This is a genomic window from Stenotrophomonas sp. STEN020, from assembly GCF_056760195.1.
Window position 1 is genome coordinate 1 of record NZ_JBRREI010000084.1, and the last position, 13,261, is coordinate 13,261.

General features: G+C 64.5%; 15 protein-coding genes. 7 read left to right on the plus strand and 8 right to left on the minus strand.

Annotated features, from left to right (window positions below; all coding sequences use genetic code 11):
* Nucleotides 1-99: 99 nt before the first annotated feature.
* The 5 genes from ACVOLZ_RS21150 to ACVOLZ_RS21170 all read right to left on the minus strand — a co-directional run bounded on the left by ACVOLZ_RS21150 (nt 100) and on the right by ACVOLZ_RS21170 (nt 5,009).
* On the minus strand, nt 100-777 hold the full coding sequence (locus ACVOLZ_RS21150; RefSeq protein ID WP_481517842.1) for an HAD family hydrolase: 678 nt from the start codon (nt 775-777) through the stop codon (nt 100-102).
* Nucleotides 777-1,484, minus strand: a complete 708-nt coding sequence (locus ACVOLZ_RS21155) for a pseudouridine synthase (RefSeq protein ID WP_481517843.1) — start codon at nt 1,482-1,484, stop codon at nt 777-779. Before ACVOLZ_RS21155 ends, ACVOLZ_RS21150 begins: the two co-directional genes overlap by 1 nt.
* On the minus strand, nt 1,481-2,539 hold the full coding sequence (locus ACVOLZ_RS21160; RefSeq protein WP_481517844.1) for a class I SAM-dependent methyltransferase: 1,059 nt from the start codon (nt 2,537-2,539) through the stop codon (nt 1,481-1,483). Before ACVOLZ_RS21160 ends, ACVOLZ_RS21155 begins: the two co-directional genes overlap by 4 nt.
* A gap of 93 nt (nt 2,540-2,632) precedes the next feature.
* Nucleotides 2,633-2,926, minus strand: coding sequence for a DUF3247 family protein (locus tag ACVOLZ_RS21165; RefSeq protein WP_481517845.1), 294 nt, complete (start codon nt 2,924-2,926; stop codon nt 2,633-2,635).
* Between the two features lie 64 nt (nt 2,927-2,990).
* A complete protein-coding gene (locus tag ACVOLZ_RS21170) occupies nt 2,991-5,009 on the minus strand; it encodes an ATP-binding response regulator (RefSeq protein ID WP_481517846.1) in 2,019 nt (672 codons plus the stop codon).
* Nucleotides 5,010-5,194: 185 nt separating this feature from the next.
* On the opposite strand from ACVOLZ_RS21170, the gene ACVOLZ_RS21175 reads away from it, so the two are divergent.
* Nucleotides 5,195-5,764 (plus strand): DUF3016 domain-containing protein, encoded by a 570-nt coding sequence (locus ACVOLZ_RS21175; protein ID WP_481517847.1) that lies wholly within the window; start codon nt 5,195-5,197, stop codon nt 5,762-5,764.
* Nucleotides 5,765-6,112: 348 nt separating this feature from the next.
* Here the strand turns inward: ACVOLZ_RS21175 and alr are convergent, their stop codons facing one another.
* Together alr and ACVOLZ_RS21185 are read right to left on the minus strand one after the other, a co-directional pair.
* Nucleotides 6,113-7,189 (minus strand): alanine racemase, encoded by a 1,077-nt coding sequence (alr, locus tag ACVOLZ_RS21180; RefSeq protein WP_481517848.1) that lies wholly within the window; start codon nt 7,187-7,189, stop codon nt 6,113-6,115.
* Complete coding sequence (locus ACVOLZ_RS21185; protein ID WP_481517856.1) at nt 7,189-8,454, minus strand: D-amino acid dehydrogenase; 1,266 nt, start codon at nt 8,452-8,454, stop codon at nt 7,189-7,191. The genes alr and ACVOLZ_RS21185 overlap by 1 nt, the downstream gene beginning before the upstream one ends.
* Before the next feature lie 150 nt (nt 8,455-8,604).
* Here ACVOLZ_RS21185 and ACVOLZ_RS21190 point away from each other — a divergent pair, with 150 nt between their 5' ends.
* Entirely contained in the window at nt 8,605-9,081 is a 477-nt protein-coding gene (locus ACVOLZ_RS21190) for a winged helix-turn-helix transcriptional regulator (protein WP_481517849.1), read from the plus strand.
* Between the two features lie 202 nt (nt 9,082-9,283).
* Here ACVOLZ_RS21190 and ACVOLZ_RS21195 read toward each other — a convergent pair whose 3' ends face one another.
* Nucleotides 9,284-9,685 carry a classical arabinogalactan protein 4 gene (locus tag ACVOLZ_RS21195; RefSeq protein WP_481517850.1) on the minus strand — a complete coding sequence of 134 codons (402 nt, stop codon included), beginning with the start codon at nt 9,683-9,685 and terminating at the stop codon, nt 9,284-9,286.
* Nucleotides 9,686-9,808: 123 nt separating this feature from the next.
* Between ACVOLZ_RS21195 and msrB the strand changes: the two genes are divergently transcribed.
* The 5 genes from msrB (at nt 9,809) to ACVOLZ_RS21220 (ending at nt 13,161) form a co-directional block, all read left to right on the plus strand.
* Nucleotides 9,809-10,276: a peptide-methionine (R)-S-oxide reductase MsrB gene (msrB, locus tag ACVOLZ_RS21200; protein WP_481517851.1), complete on the plus strand. Its 468-nt coding sequence runs from the start codon at nt 9,809-9,811 to the stop codon at nt 10,274-10,276.
* A gap of 238 nt (nt 10,277-10,514) precedes the next feature.
* Nucleotides 10,515-11,369 carry a flagellar motor stator protein MotA gene (gene motA / locus ACVOLZ_RS21205; RefSeq protein WP_481517852.1) on the plus strand — a complete coding sequence of 285 codons (855 nt, stop codon included), beginning with the start codon at nt 10,515-10,517 and terminating at the stop codon, nt 11,367-11,369.
* Nucleotides 11,370-11,379: 10 nt separating this feature from the next.
* Nucleotides 11,380-12,333, plus strand: coding sequence for a flagellar motor protein MotB (gene motB, locus ACVOLZ_RS21210; protein WP_481517853.1), 954 nt, complete (start codon nt 11,380-11,382; stop codon nt 12,331-12,333).
* A 67-nt stretch (nt 12,334-12,400) separates the two neighbouring features.
* Nucleotides 12,401-12,868 (plus strand): hypothetical protein, encoded by a 468-nt coding sequence (locus ACVOLZ_RS21215; RefSeq protein ID WP_481517854.1) that lies wholly within the window; start codon nt 12,401-12,403, stop codon nt 12,866-12,868.
* Nucleotides 12,869-12,882: 14 nt separating this feature from the next.
* Nucleotides 12,883-13,161, plus strand: a complete 279-nt coding sequence (locus ACVOLZ_RS21220) for a DUF4031 domain-containing protein (protein ID WP_481517855.1) — start codon at nt 12,883-12,885, stop codon at nt 13,159-13,161.
* Nucleotides 13,162-13,261 lie beyond the last annotated feature (100 nt).

The window sequence follows — 13,261 nt, forward strand, 5'->3', positions numbered from 1 at the left end:
GCCTCATGCCGAGCATGGCTCGGCACTACAGGTGAAGCGTCTGGCTGCTGGATTCCTGGTGAAGCCCCTGCCGAGCATGGCTCGGCACTACGGTGAGGCCTAGACCGCGCTTACCGGCAGCCATTGCTGCAGCAGCTCGCGCACGTCGTGCAGCGAGGCGGTGATGCGATGACCGTAGCCGCGCACTTCTTCGTCCGGTTCCAGCAGGTCCGGAATCTGGATCGTGGTCATGCCGGCTGCCAAGGCTGCACGCACGCCGGTTGGGGAATCTTCCAAAGCCAGACAGTGCGCTGGAGCAATACCCAAGCCGCGTGCAGCGTGCAGATAGATATCCGGCGCCGGTTTGGAATGGGCCACGTCGCTGCTGGTAGCAACGAACTGGAAATACTGCAGCAAACCCGCCGCCTCCAGCTTGCGCTGGGCAAGCGGTGAACGGGTGGCGGTGGCCACCGCGCGTGGGATGTCGTGCTCGCGCAACAACTCCAGCAACTCGATGATGCCCGGGCGCAACGGCACGCCGGCATCTACGATGTCGGCATAGCGCGCATACGAATCGGCCAGCAGCGCGTCGGTGCGCTCCATGCCCAACACATCGGCCAGCTTCTGCCGGGTGGTCGCATCGGAGGAGCCGATCAAGGACAGCAGCAGCGGACGTGGCAATTCATAGCCATGATCCTGCGCGGTCTGCTCCAGGCAGCCCATCAGCGCACGCTCGCTGTCCAGCATCAGCCCGTCCATGTCGAACACCAGCGCCTGCGGGCGGGCCAGCAGTTCCATCAGGCCTGCCCTCCGAACAACACTGCTAGATCAGCGGCATCGAGCTGACGCCATTGGCCTTCCGCCAGATCACCCAGGCCCAGGCCGCCAATGCGCGAACGGTGCAGCGCCTGCACGTGGTTGCCCACCGCAGCGAACATGCGCCGCACCTGGTGGTAGCGGCCTTCGTGCAAGGTCAGACGTGCAGCGCGTGCGCCCAGCACCTCAAGTTCGGCCGGCAGCAAGGGCTTGTCGTCCGACTCCAGCAGCAGTGCGCCGCTGGCGAACTGTGCGGTCTCGGTGCCGCTCATATCTTCCGCCAGCTGCGCTTCGTAAACCTTGTCCAGCTTCGACTTCGGCGACACGATGCGGTGCAACAGCTGGCCGTCATCGGTCATCAGCAACATGCCCGAGGTATCGCGATCCAGACGGCCGACGCTGGACAGCACCGGGTCGCGGTCGCGGAAACGCTCGGGCAGCAGCTCATAGATCAAGCGGCCATGGTCCTTGGTGGAACAGGTATAGCCGGCCGGCTTGTGCAGCATCAGGATCAGGCCCGGCGGCGGGTCCAGCAGCTCGCCATCGATGCGGATGTTGTCGTGCTCGACCTTGTCGTCGGCATACAGCACATCGCCCTGCGCATCGGTGACGCGGCCTTCGCGGAACATCTGCTGCACCTGCTTGCGACTGCCGTAACCGAGGTTGGCGATGTGCTTGACCAGCTTCATGCGCGGCCCCGGGTGCCGACGATGACCTTGAAGCCATCGCGCTCGGCGGCAACACGCACCTGGCCGAAGCTCTCGGTCAGGATCTGCTCATAGGGCAGATGGCGGTTGGCGACCATGAACAACTGCCCGCCCGGGCGCAGCGACTGCGCAGCCACGGCGATGAAGCGACGGCCGATGTCGGGCCGGTCTTCGCGCGCCGGGGTGTGGAACGGCGGGTTGGAGACGATGAAGTCGTAGCGGCCATCGATGCCTGCGGTGACGTCCTGCCAGCGGAAATCCAGCTTCACCTGCTCGCCGACGTCGGCCAGGTTGTGGCGGGCCAGCGCCAACGCGCGCGCCTCGGCTTCGTACAGATCCAGCGCGGTGACCTTGGGGCAGCGCGCCAGCACTTCGGAGGACAGATAGCCCCAGCCAGCGCCCAGATCGGCGCCACGGCCGGCCAGATCCGCCGGCAGCTGCTCGACCAGCAGGGCCGAAGCCGGATCGATGCGGTCCCAGGCAAACACGCCGGGGCGGCTCAGGAAGCGGCCATCGACGATCTTGCGCGGCGCATCCAATGCCGCCCAGCGCTTGTGCAGCGCCTCGTCGTGCTTGCCTTCGGCCGGTACCGACCAGTAGGCGCGGCAGTGGTTCTTGGTCAGCGTGCCGCCCAGCCCAGCCAGCTGCTGCAGGTCGCTTTCGCCAGAGCGGGCGCCTTCGTTGTTGGACTGGCAGGCGAGGATGATGCCGCCCGGGGCGAGCTTGCTCAGGGCCTGCGCAAACAGCGCGCGGGCTTCGTCGCGCTGCCGCGGCGGCAGCACCAGTACCAGCGCATAACGCTCGTCGGACTGCTCCAGCGCCTGCTCATCGCGCACTTCCCAGCCGCTGCGCTGCAGGGCGTCGGCGAACGGGCGGAAGCTCTGCGAACAGACCAGCTGGTTGCTGTCGGCGTGCTCGCGCAGCGACCAACCGTCCTGCGCGCGCAGGAACAGGACCGGCCCCTGCGGCCAGCGCAAGCCAGCCTTGGAGAACGGAAGGAACAGGGTTTCCAACGGAGCGTCGTGCGGAGCAGGCATGCCGGTAATTCGTCTAGCAGGGCCGGCCATTCTACCGGGCCGGCCGCTGCCACCGGCTCCGCGCAGCTGAATGGGCTCTAGCGAGGCGCCACGTCAGGGCTCGGCGGCCGGCAGATGCAGTACCTGCAACACGCTGTCCAGCCACACCACATGCTGCTGGCAGGCCCGCAACAGGTCTTCCAGACGCACCGTAGCGTTCACCCCGGGCTCCTCGTTGTGGTCGGCAAAGTGCTGCAACGCCGGCTGCGCGGTGACCGTGCCGGCCACGCGGCTGCCGTCCTTGAGGACCAGCATGACCCGGGCCTGCTCCGGCAGCTCGCCGAGCAAGGCCTCCAGCGATGCGATCAGCATCGGGTCGGAATAGACATGGGGCGCGTACAGGGGCATGGCAGCGTCCGCGGGTGAACGCCGTCACATTACCGTTTTTCTGCGTGAAATCCGTGCAAAGATTTCAGCGCGGCAAACGCGCGTCGCGGATCGCCGAAATCAGCTGCGCCACGCTGTATGGCTTGGCCAGATGCCCCTGGAAACCAGAGGAAAACGCGCGCCGCCGGTCATCGGCACGGGCCAGCGCGGTCACTGCCACAGCGGGGAGCTCTTCGCCACCGACGCCCAAGGTCTCGCGCAGGGTGTGGATCAAGCCGTAGCCATCCATGCCCGGCATGCCGATATCGCTGATCAGGATGTCGAATGCGGTATGCCCGCGCAGATCCAGCAATTCCAACGCCTCGGCAGCAGTGCCGGCGGTGACCACCGTCGCGCCCTGCTCCTCCAGCAGGCGGCGGATGTAGCCCAGCATGTCGACCTGGTCCTCCACCGCCAGCACGCGCAGGCCCTGCAGGGCGTTCGGCACCAGCACCTGCTCGCCGATGCGGCCACGCTGTACGCGCCGACGCGGGCGGTTCGCCGCCTTCTGCGCCTGAAACTCGGGCAGTCGTAGAAGGAAGGTGGCGCCGCGTCCAGGCCCCTCGCTGGCCGCGGATACCGTACCGCCGTGCAACTCGGTCAGCTGTTGGACGATGGCCAAGCCCAACCCCAGACCACCGTGGCGGCGCGTAGTAGTGCTGTCGGCCTGGCTGAAACGACTGAAGAGATGCTCCAGGAACTCCGCCGCGATGCCGTCGCCATCGTCCTTGATCTGCACCACCAGATAGCCGGCCTCGTGCTGCAGGCTGATCTCGATGCGCCCTTCCACCGGGGTGAACTTGATCGCGTTGGACAGCAGGTTGCCGAGGATCTGCTGCAGACGGGTGGCATCGCCGAGCACCGGCTGCGGCAGCTCCGGCAGGTCCAGCAACACGGTCTGCGCCTTGCCTTCGGCCACCAGCTCCTGCGCGCGCACCGCTTCGCGCAACTGCTCGGACAGATCCAGCACCTCCACTTCCAGCTGCACCTTGCCCAGCAACATGCTGCTCAGATCGAGCATGTCCGACATCAGGTGCTTCTGCGTCATCGCACTGCTGGCGATCACTTCCATGCCGCGCCGCATCGGATGATCGGCCTCCATGCGCTGCAAAAGTAATTCGCTCCAACCCAGAACCGTGGTCAGCGGTGTGCGCAGCTCATGCGACAGGGTGGCGAGGAATTCATCCTTCATCCGCGCCATGCCTTCGGCGGCGTTACGCGCTACCCGTTCGGCGGTGAGCAGATCTTCGCGCGCCATTTCAATCTCGCGGCGCTCGGTGATATCCGGGCTGTTGCCAGCCAGGCCAATGAAGCGGCCATCGGCCGAGAAGCGCGGGACGGCGTTCATTTCCAACCAGCGCCATTGCCCATCGTGGCGACGCACACGGGTATTGACGTGCAGCTCGGTGCGTCCGTTCAACGCAGCCTGCAATTCGTATTCGAACGATGCACGTTCGTCCGGATGCAGAAAGCGCTGCCAGGGGTCCGGCCCAAGATCCTGATCGGCCGGCAAACCGAAGAAAGTGAAGAACGCGGTGTTGACGAAGCGCAGCTGACCCAGGTCATCCACCACCCAGACCGGCATCGGCAAGCCATCGGCCAATGCACTGAAACGCGCCTCGCTTTCGGCCAGTTCGGTTTCAATCCGCTTGCGCGCGGAGATATCGAACAGAAACACCGCTACCTGGTGCTTGTCCGGCGAGCCGATACGCACCGCTTCCACCGAATACCAGCGCGACGGTTCCGACACCTGACGTTCGAACTGGCTGATGCCGCCCTCGCTGACCACCCGACCAAAGGCCTGAAACCAGTCCGGGTCCATTGCGGGCACCACCTCACTGGCGCGCCGACCGGTGACATTGCTCAGCCCAGTGACTTTCTGGAAACCGGCATTGACCTTGCGGTAGATGAAGTCCACCGCGACGCCGTGTTCAAATACCAGCTCGATCACGCAGAAGCCGCTGGCCACCGCATTGAATACCTCCCGATAGAGGCTGGAACTTTCCAGATCCTCTTCATCCAGAGACAGCAATGACAGGTGTGAGTCCGAGTTGGGGGCAGGCATTGTCGGAAAGGTGAAAGGGCGCGGCAAAGTGGGGAAGATGTGCCAAACAGTCTGGGCGAGAAACCATCCACGCCCTGTGATGATGAACCATCGCTCAATCCGCTACTGCGAACTGGCACCGGGTTCATTGCAGCGTAAAGCTGTCAGTTGCACACTTCCACCATCAAAGTCCTCAGGAGCACGTCATGAAAACACTGACCGTTACCGGACTTGTCCTGGCCTGCCTGCTGGCCGCTGGCGGCGCCGATGCCAAGCCGCGCACCGTTTCCGATCCGCAAGCCCCGCGTGCCCTGCCTGCCGAAGGCCCGGTGCAGGTGCAGTGGACCGACCCGGCCCAGTTCACCGAACTGCGCTACAGCCGCAACCGCTGGGATGCCCAGCGTGGCGACTGGGTGGAGGATCTGGCCGAACACCTGCGCAAGCAGGCCAGCAAGCAGCTGCCGGAAGGGCAGAAGCTGGACGTGACCATCACCGACATCAAACGTGCCGGCGACTACGAGCCGTGGCACGGCCCGCGTCTGGACGACGTGCGCATCATGCGCGACATCTACCCGCCGCGTATCTCGCTGCAGTTCACCCTGACCGACGCCAATGGCCAGATCATCGACCAGGGCGAGCGCAAGCTGTCCGACACCGGCTATCTGCTCAACAGCAGCCTGCCCAACAATACCGACCCGCTGCGTTATGAAAAGCGTCTGCTCAATGATTGGGTACGCCGCGAACTGCAGAACGATCGCAGTACAGCAGGTTTGTAATTCGCAATTGGTAGATTGAAAAAAAGGGCCGCAATGCGGCCCTTTTTGTTTCACCTGTAGTGCCGAGCCATGCTCGGCAGAGGCTTCATCGGTGCTCTTGTAGGAGCGGCGTCAGCCGCGAAGCCCACAGCAACGAAACCGCGGATGTTCCTGCAACCGAATAAACCACCAGATTCACGGCTGACGCTGCTCCTACAAAGAAGGACGTGCTGCATCGCGGCCCCTCTCAGCTTCACCTGTAGTGCCGAGTCATGCTCGGCAGAGGCTTCACCGGCACCGCATCAGCAAAGAGCCAACCCCTCCCCAGCCCTCCCCTCCGCCTTCGACGCAAGGGAGGGAGCAAAAGCATCACTCCGACAAATACACCCGCGGCGTGCGCTTGAGGCTGCACGGCAACCGATAGGCGCTGGTATTGCAGCGCGGTGCCAACTCCGAGATGGTCGGTGCATTGCCCCACAACTGCACGATGCTGCCACGTGCGGCCTGCGGGTGATCAGTCAGATCCACGGTCAGCATATCCATCGATACACGGCCAATCAGTCGCCCCGGTACGCCGTCGATCAACACCGGCGTACCATTGGGTGCGAACTGCGGATAACCATCGGCATAACCCATCGCCACCACACCTACGCGCGTTGGCTTCTCAGCAACAAAACGCGCGCCATAACCCAGCGGCTCGCCAACGGCGAGTTCGCGCACCGCAATCACCCGCGATTGCAGGGTCATCACCGGGCGCAGCTGCGCGGCATGTGGGCTGGGCTGCGGATACAAGGGATCGGCGCCGTACAACATCAAGCCCGGGCGTACCCAGTCACTGCGCACATCCGGCCAACCCAACAGCGCCGGCGAATTGCACAGGCTGGTTTCACCTGCCAAGCCTTCGGTTGCACGGACGAAAACATCGAGCTGTTCGCGGGTGCGGTTGCTGTCCAGCTCATCGGCACGCGCCAGGTGGGTCATCAACACCAGCGGGCCAACCTGCGGCAGTGCGGTCAGGCGTGCATGCGCATCGCGGAATTCCTCCGGCGACAAACCCAAACGGTGCATGCCGCTGTCCAGCTTCAACCAGATCCGCAGGGTGGCATCGGTGTTGAATGCCTCCACTGCTTCCAGCTGCCACGACGTTGCCACCACCACCCAGAAATCGTGCTCGACGATCAGCGGCAGTTCGGCCGCATCGAAGAAGCCTTCCATCAGCAGGATCGGGCCACGGATACCCGCCTGACGCAGCTCCAGCGCTTCTTCGATGCAGGCCACGCCGAAACCATCGGCCTCGTCCTGCAGCGCGCGTGCGCATTTCACCGCGCCATGACCGTAGGCATCAGCCTTGATGATCGCCAGCGCCTTGCCACCGCCGAGTTGGCGAGCCAGCCGGTAGTTGTGGCGCAGTGCGTCCAGGTCGATCAGTGCCTGTGCCGGGCGCATCAGTGCTGGCCCTTGCCGTAGCGGAAGATATCCAGGCCTTCGGTGCTGATCTGCGGCTTTTTGCCGCTCATCAGATCGGCCAGGTAACGGCCGGAGCCGGCCGCCATGGTCCAGCCCAGGGTGCCGTGCCCGGTATTGAGGAACAGGTTGCTGTACGGGGTTGCGCCGATCACCGGGGTGCCGTCCGGGGTAGCCGGGCGCAGGCCGGTCCAGAAGCTGGCCTGCGACAGGTCGCCGCCATCCGGATACAGGTCCTTGACCACCTTCTCCAGCGTGGCGCGACGACGAGGTTCCAGCGACAGATCGAAACCGGCCACCTCGGCCATGCCGCCGACGCGGATGCGGTCCTCGAAGCGGGTGATGGCGATCTTGTAGCTCTCGTCGAGGATGGTCGAGTTCGGCGCCATCGCCGCGTTGGTGATCGGCAGGGTCAGCGAGTAACCCTTCAGCGGATACACCGGCAGCTGCATGCCCAGCGGTGCCAACAGCTGCGGCGAGTAGCTGCCCAGCGCGAGCACGTAGTGATCGGCGGTCTCGAGCTTGCCGTTGATGCGCACACCGGTGATGCGGTCGCCATCGGACTGGATCGAGGCGATGTCCTGGTCGAAGCGGAATTCGACGCCTGCGGCTTCGGCCAGCGCCGCCAGCTTGTTGGTGAACAGCTGGCAGTCGCCGGTCTGGTCTTCGGGCAGGCGCAGCGCGCCGACCAGCATCTCGGTCTTGCCGGCCAGCGCCGGCTCAACCCGGGCGATGCCCTGGCGGTCCAGCACTTCGTAGGGCACGCCGTATTCGCGCAGCACCTCGATGTCCTGCGCGGCGGCATCCAGCTGCTGCTGGGTGCGGAACAACTGGGTGGTGCCCAGCTGGCGGCCTTCGTAATCAATACCGGTGGCGGCGCGCAGCTCGTTGATGCAGTCACGGCTGTAGTCGGACACCCGCACCATGCGCGCCTTGTTGACCGCATAGCGGGCCGAGGTGCAGTTGCGCAGCATCTGCCACAGCCAGCGGTACTGGGCAATGTCGGCGGTGGGTCGGATCGCCAGCGGCGCGTGTTCTTCGAACAGCCACTTGATCGCCTTGAACGGCACGCCCGGGGCTGCCCACGGCGAGGTGTAGCCGAAGGACAACTGGCCGGCATTGGCAAAGCTGGTTTCCAGCGCCGGGGCCGGCTGCCGATCCACCACGGTGACCTCAAAGCCGGCCTGCCGTAGATACCAGGCACTGGTCGTGCCGATCACACCGCTGCCAAGCACCAGAACGCGCATTTTCATTCTCCGGACCACATCATTCCCTGCGCACGGGTGGGCAGGGGCTAGGAACCGCGCAGTATATTCAGGGTCAACCAGTGTTTTTAGCTGTATTGATATGCCTGATCAGGGTAATTTCCTGTTTCGTTCATCATAAGCAGAGCCGCCATGGCCACCCGCAGCCGCGAACTGGACAAGATCGACCGCAAGATCCTGCGCATCCTGCAGCAGGAGGGGCGTATCTCCTTCACCGAGCTGGGCGAGCGCGTCGGCCTGTCGACCACGCCCTGCACCGAGCGCGTGCGCCGGCTTGAACGCGAAGGCGTGATCACCGGCTACTACGCGCGGCTGGACCCCGCCTCGGTCAAGGCCAGCCTGCTGGTGTTCGTGGAGATCAGCCTGGCCTACAAATCCGGCGACATCTTCGAGGAGTTCCGGCGCGCGGCGCTGAAGCTGCCCAACGTGCTGGAATGCCATTTGATGTCAGGGGATTTCGACTATCTGCTGAAAGCGCGCATCAACGAAATGGCCTCCTACCGCAAGCTGCTGGGCAGCACCTTGTTGACCTTGCCGCACGTACGCGAATCCAAGAGCTACATCGTGATGGAAGAAGTGAAAGAGACCCTGTGCCTGCCAATCGAGTAGTGCCGAGCCATGCTCGGCAGGGGTTCTACCAGCAATCCCACCATGTAGCGCCGAGCCATGCTCGGCAGAGGCTCTACCGGTAATGCCCGATTGCCGAGCATGGCTCGGCACTACAAAAACGCTCTATCGGTAAAGCCTCTGCCGAGCATGGCTCGGCACTACCCGCCAAAGCCTCTGCCGAGCATGGCTCGGCACTACAGGTTCAGCGTGTGCCTGCTGGCGGCGGCACTACCTGCTGACCCAGACCGCTGGGCACGGTGTCGTAGTACCGGTTGGTGCGGGTATCCAATACCCGGCCAGGACTGGTCTGGCGCATCTGTGGCGCCGGCTGGCCCTTGCTGTCGTAGATCGGCCGCACGGGCTGCGCTGGCTGGGTGATCGGCTTCACCTTCGGTGTCGGTTTGGGCTTGGTGACCGGCTGTGACGGGAGCGGCGGCGCATCCTCGTACCGCTTGTCGGATGGCACCGCTACCGGCGGCGGCGAAGGCGGCGGCAGCGTCACCGGGCGCGTAGCGGTCGGTGGCGGTGGCTGCTGCAATTGCGCCTGTGCGAACAACGGCACGATCGCCAGCACGGCCAGCGTCAGACTTGTCATCCGTTTCATCGGCATCTCCCGTTCGTCCACCTGCCGAGCATGCGCCGGCCTAGCTTGCGCCGCCATGAATGCGCCCTTGGACTGGCCACTGCCCGCCCCTACCATTGATATCTGTCCCACGGATGCAGCGCCATGACCGCCTTCGACCTCACCCCTCCCAGCAACACCGAACGTGACGCCCTGATCGCCGGGCTCAGCAGCGAGGAACAGCGCGTGCTGCTGCATCACGGCACCGAGGCGCCGTTCTGCGGCGTGTTCCTGGATAACAAGCGTGACGGCGTGTACTGCTGCCGCCTGTGTGCGCTGCCACTGTTCCGTTCCAGCACCAAGTTCGACTCGGGCACTGGCTGGCCGAGCTTCTTCGCGCCGTTCGATCCGGCGCATGTGCGCGAGATCCGCGACATCAGCCACGGCATGATCCGTACCGAGATCGTCTGCGCACGTTGTGGCAGCCACCTGGGCCATGTGTTCCCGGATGGGCCGCCGCCGACCTTTGAACGGCATTGCTTGAACTCGGTGTCGCTGGGGTTTGTCGAGAACGGCCAGCCGTATCCGGACCCGCTGCAGCGTGGTGGTGCCGAGGCAGGGCCAGCAGCATAGGCAAGCGCGTCACCTGTAGTGCCGAGCCATGCTCGGCAGAAGCATTCCCTGTAGTGCCGAACCGTGCTCGGCAGGGGCTCCACTAGTAAAGCTTCAGCCGAGCATGGCTCGGCTCTACAGGGTTAGCTGCACCCAGCCGAGCATGGCTCGGCTCTACAGAAGCCGGGGCTCGCCGCCCGGCCTACAGATTTTCCGCTGACGGCCGACAACGGGATATCCCCTCCCCTTGTCTGCCCCCATGCTTATCATCGTCGGCCTGCTCGTTGTCATTTTCGCTGTCCTGGGCGGCTACGTCGGTGCGCATGGCCGCCTGGGCGCGCTGTGGCAGCCCTACGAGCTGGTGATCATCGGCGGCGCCTCGTTCGGCGCGTTCCTGATCGCCACCCCGCTCAAGACCGTCAAGCAGACCTTGCGGGCCACGCTCAGCGTGTTCAAGGGCCCGCAGTACAAGCAGCAGGACTACCTGGATGTGCTCAGCCTGCTCTATGAACTGCTCAACAAGGCCCGCCGCGAAGGCTTCATGGCGCTGGAAGAACACGTAGAGAACCCGCACGACAGCGCGGTATTCGCCAACTACCCGAAGGTGCTGGCCGACCACCATCTGCTGGACTTCATCACCGACTGCCTGCGGCTGATGATCGGCTCCAACATCGAGCCGCATGAGCTGGAACCGCTGCTGGAACTGGAACTGGAAAAACACCACCACGAGGCGATGGAACCGGCCCACGTGCTCAACAAGGTCGCCGATGGCCTGCCCGGCTTCGGCATCGTTGCTGCGGTATTGGGCATCGTGATCACCATGGGCTCGATCGGTGGCGACATCAAGGAAGTAGGCGCCCACGTGGCCGGCGCGTTGGTCGGCACCTTCCTCGGCATCCTGCTGGGTTATGGCTTCGTCGGTCCGCTGGCCGCGGCGCTGGAAGCCCGCGCCGAGCAGGACGCACGCATCTACGAATCGGTGAAGACCGCGCTGCTGGCCTGCCTGCGTGGCTACAACCCGAAGATCGCGCTGGAATTCGCCCGCAAGACCGTGCCCTCGGCACTGCGCCCGGGCTTCAGCGATTTCGAGCAGCACCTGAAGTCGATCAAGTAAGGCGCGCACCATGACCGAGACCAAACCCACGGTGATCGTACGCCGGGTGAAGAAAGTCCAAGGCGGCGGCCACCACGGCGGTTCGTGGAAAGTGGCCTACGCCGACTTCGTCACCGCGATGATGGCTTTCTTCATGGTGCTGTGGCTGATGGCCGCCACCACCAAGCCAGAGCGCGCGGCGATTTCCGAATACTTCCGCAACCCCAGCCCGTTGGCCGGTAGCAGCAGTACCCCGGCGCCGGGCATGGCCGGGCCTGGCGGCGCCAGCACCTCGATGATCAAGCTGGGCGGTGCCACCGATGTATCGCGCGGCAACAGCAATGATCCCTTCCAGAACCAGCAGGAAGCGGTACCCTCGCCGGTACAGGAGCGCGAGCGCGACAAGCAGCGCCTGGAAGCACTGAAGCAGGAGCTGCAGGAAGCGATCAGCAAGAGCCAGGCGCTGGAGCCTTTCAAGGACCAGCTGCTGCTCGACATCACCCCGGAAGGCCTGCGCATCCAGATCGTGGACAAGCAGAACCGGCCGATGTTCGACCTCGGCAGCGCGCGCCTGATGCCGTATACGCAGACCATCCTGGTGGAGCTGTCGCGCTACATCAACCAGGTGCCCAACCACATCAGCCTCACCGGCCATACCGACACCACCGCCTATTCCACCCAGGTGGGCTACGGCAACTGGGAACTGAGTGCGGACCGCGCCAACGCCGCGCGGCGGGCGCTGCTGGAAGGCGGCATGGACCCGGCCAAGGTGGCGCGGGTGGTCGGGTTGGCGTCCTCGGTGCTGTTCGACAAGACCAATCCGCAGAACCCGATCAACCGCCGTATCAGCATCGTGGTGATGAGCCAGGAAGCCGAAGCGGCGGCGCTGAACCAGGCCGACAGCCTGCCGGTACCGGTGGCCACCGTCGTCCCGGCGGCCGCTGCTACGGCCCCGGCTGATGGTGTCAGCGACGGCCCCGGTTGAGCCCTGTTCCGGCAGCAGGGGCCCGCTGCGCCTACAATGGGCGTCGTTTTCCTATCAGCCGAACAACATGTCCAAGCTCTCCAAAGCCAAGCGCGACAAGCGCAAGAAGCAGGCCCCGCGCCGCCCGTTCGCCCGCCTGAACGCCCAGCAGCAGGTGCAGAACCACGCCGTGCTGGTCAACGAAGAAGGCCAGGTCGTGGCCGCCATCGGCCTGCAGGGCACTGAGTGGCTGCTGGCCATCGGCGGCCAGACCATGGGCAATGCCGACAACCCGGTGCCGATGCTGGCCATGCTCAAGCACCTTGCCAATGTGCAGGAGAAGGAAGGCCGCAAGGTCACCTTGGAGTACTCCGCAGCACTGCAGCAGATGATCGACGACCTGGCTGCCGACGAAGGCAAGACCGCCGACGATTACCTGGCTGGTCTGGTGTCCGAGTTTGAAGGCATCGAAGGCGAAGAAGCTGCTGAAGTGGCTGATGATGTCGTCGCTATCGCCGAAGAAGTACCGGCTGACGACGACAAGTCCAAGGCCTGAGTCCAAGGCCGAACGTGACGGTCTATATCGACGATGCGGTACATCCCTGGCGCGGTGAGCGCTGGGCGCATCTGATGGCCGACACCTTGCCCGAGCTGCATGCGCTGGCGCAGCAGCTCGGGATTCCACGCAGAGCCTTCCAGAACCGCCCCAGCGGCGTGCACTACGACGTGCCGGCGCCGCTGCGTGAGCAGGCAATTGTGCTGGGAGCACAAGCGATATCGCGGCATACCGATCGCGCGCAGATGCGCCGGGTGATTGCCAATGCGCGGGCGTTGTATCAGCCGGGGTAAAAGCATCTGTAGTGCCGAGCCATGCTCGGCAGGGGCTTTACCGGTATTGTCCATCTGTAGTGCCGAGCCATGCTCGGCAGAAGCTCTACTGGTACAGCCC

What these genes read in the sequence shown, in the direction of transcription:
- ACVOLZ_RS21150 (WP_481517842.1), bottom strand. Translation starts at nt 777, where the DNA reads ATGGAACTGCTGGCCCGCCCGCAGGCGCTGGTGTTCGACATGGACGGG.
- ACVOLZ_RS21155 (WP_481517843.1), bottom strand. Translation starts at nt 1,484, where the DNA reads ATGAAGCTGGTCAAGCACATCGCCAACCTCGGTTACGGCAGTCGCAAG.
- ACVOLZ_RS21160 (WP_481517844.1), bottom strand. Translation starts at nt 2,539, where the DNA reads ATGCCTGCTCCGCACGACGCTCCGTTGGAAACCCTGTTCCTTCCGTTC.
- ACVOLZ_RS21165 (WP_481517845.1), bottom strand. Translation starts at nt 2,926, where the DNA reads ATGCCCCTGTACGCGCCCCATGTCTATTCCGACCCGATGCTGATCGCA.
- ACVOLZ_RS21170 (WP_481517846.1), bottom strand. Translation starts at nt 5,009, where the DNA reads ATGCCTGCCCCCAACTCGGACTCACACCTGTCATTGCTGTCTCTGGAT.
- ACVOLZ_RS21175 (WP_481517847.1), top strand. Translation starts at nt 5,195, where the DNA reads ATGAAAACACTGACCGTTACCGGACTTGTCCTGGCCTGCCTGCTGGCC.
- alr (WP_481517848.1), bottom strand. Translation starts at nt 7,189, where the DNA reads ATGCGCCCGGCACAGGCACTGATCGACCTGGACGCACTGCGCCACAAC.
- ACVOLZ_RS21185 (WP_481517856.1), bottom strand. Translation starts at nt 8,454, where the DNA reads ATGCGCGTTCTGGTGCTTGGCAGCGGTGTGATCGGCACGACCAGTGCC.
- ACVOLZ_RS21190 (WP_481517849.1), top strand. Translation starts at nt 8,605, where the DNA reads ATGGCCACCCGCAGCCGCGAACTGGACAAGATCGACCGCAAGATCCTG.
- ACVOLZ_RS21195 (WP_481517850.1), bottom strand. Translation starts at nt 9,685, where the DNA reads ATGAAACGGATGACAAGTCTGACGCTGGCCGTGCTGGCGATCGTGCCG.
- msrB (WP_481517851.1), top strand. Translation starts at nt 9,809, where the DNA reads ATGACCGCCTTCGACCTCACCCCTCCCAGCAACACCGAACGTGACGCC.
- motA (WP_481517852.1), top strand. Translation starts at nt 10,515, where the DNA reads ATGCTTATCATCGTCGGCCTGCTCGTTGTCATTTTCGCTGTCCTGGGC.
- motB (WP_481517853.1), top strand. Translation starts at nt 11,380, where the DNA reads ATGACCGAGACCAAACCCACGGTGATCGTACGCCGGGTGAAGAAAGTC.
- ACVOLZ_RS21215 (WP_481517854.1), top strand. Translation starts at nt 12,401, where the DNA reads ATGTCCAAGCTCTCCAAAGCCAAGCGCGACAAGCGCAAGAAGCAGGCC.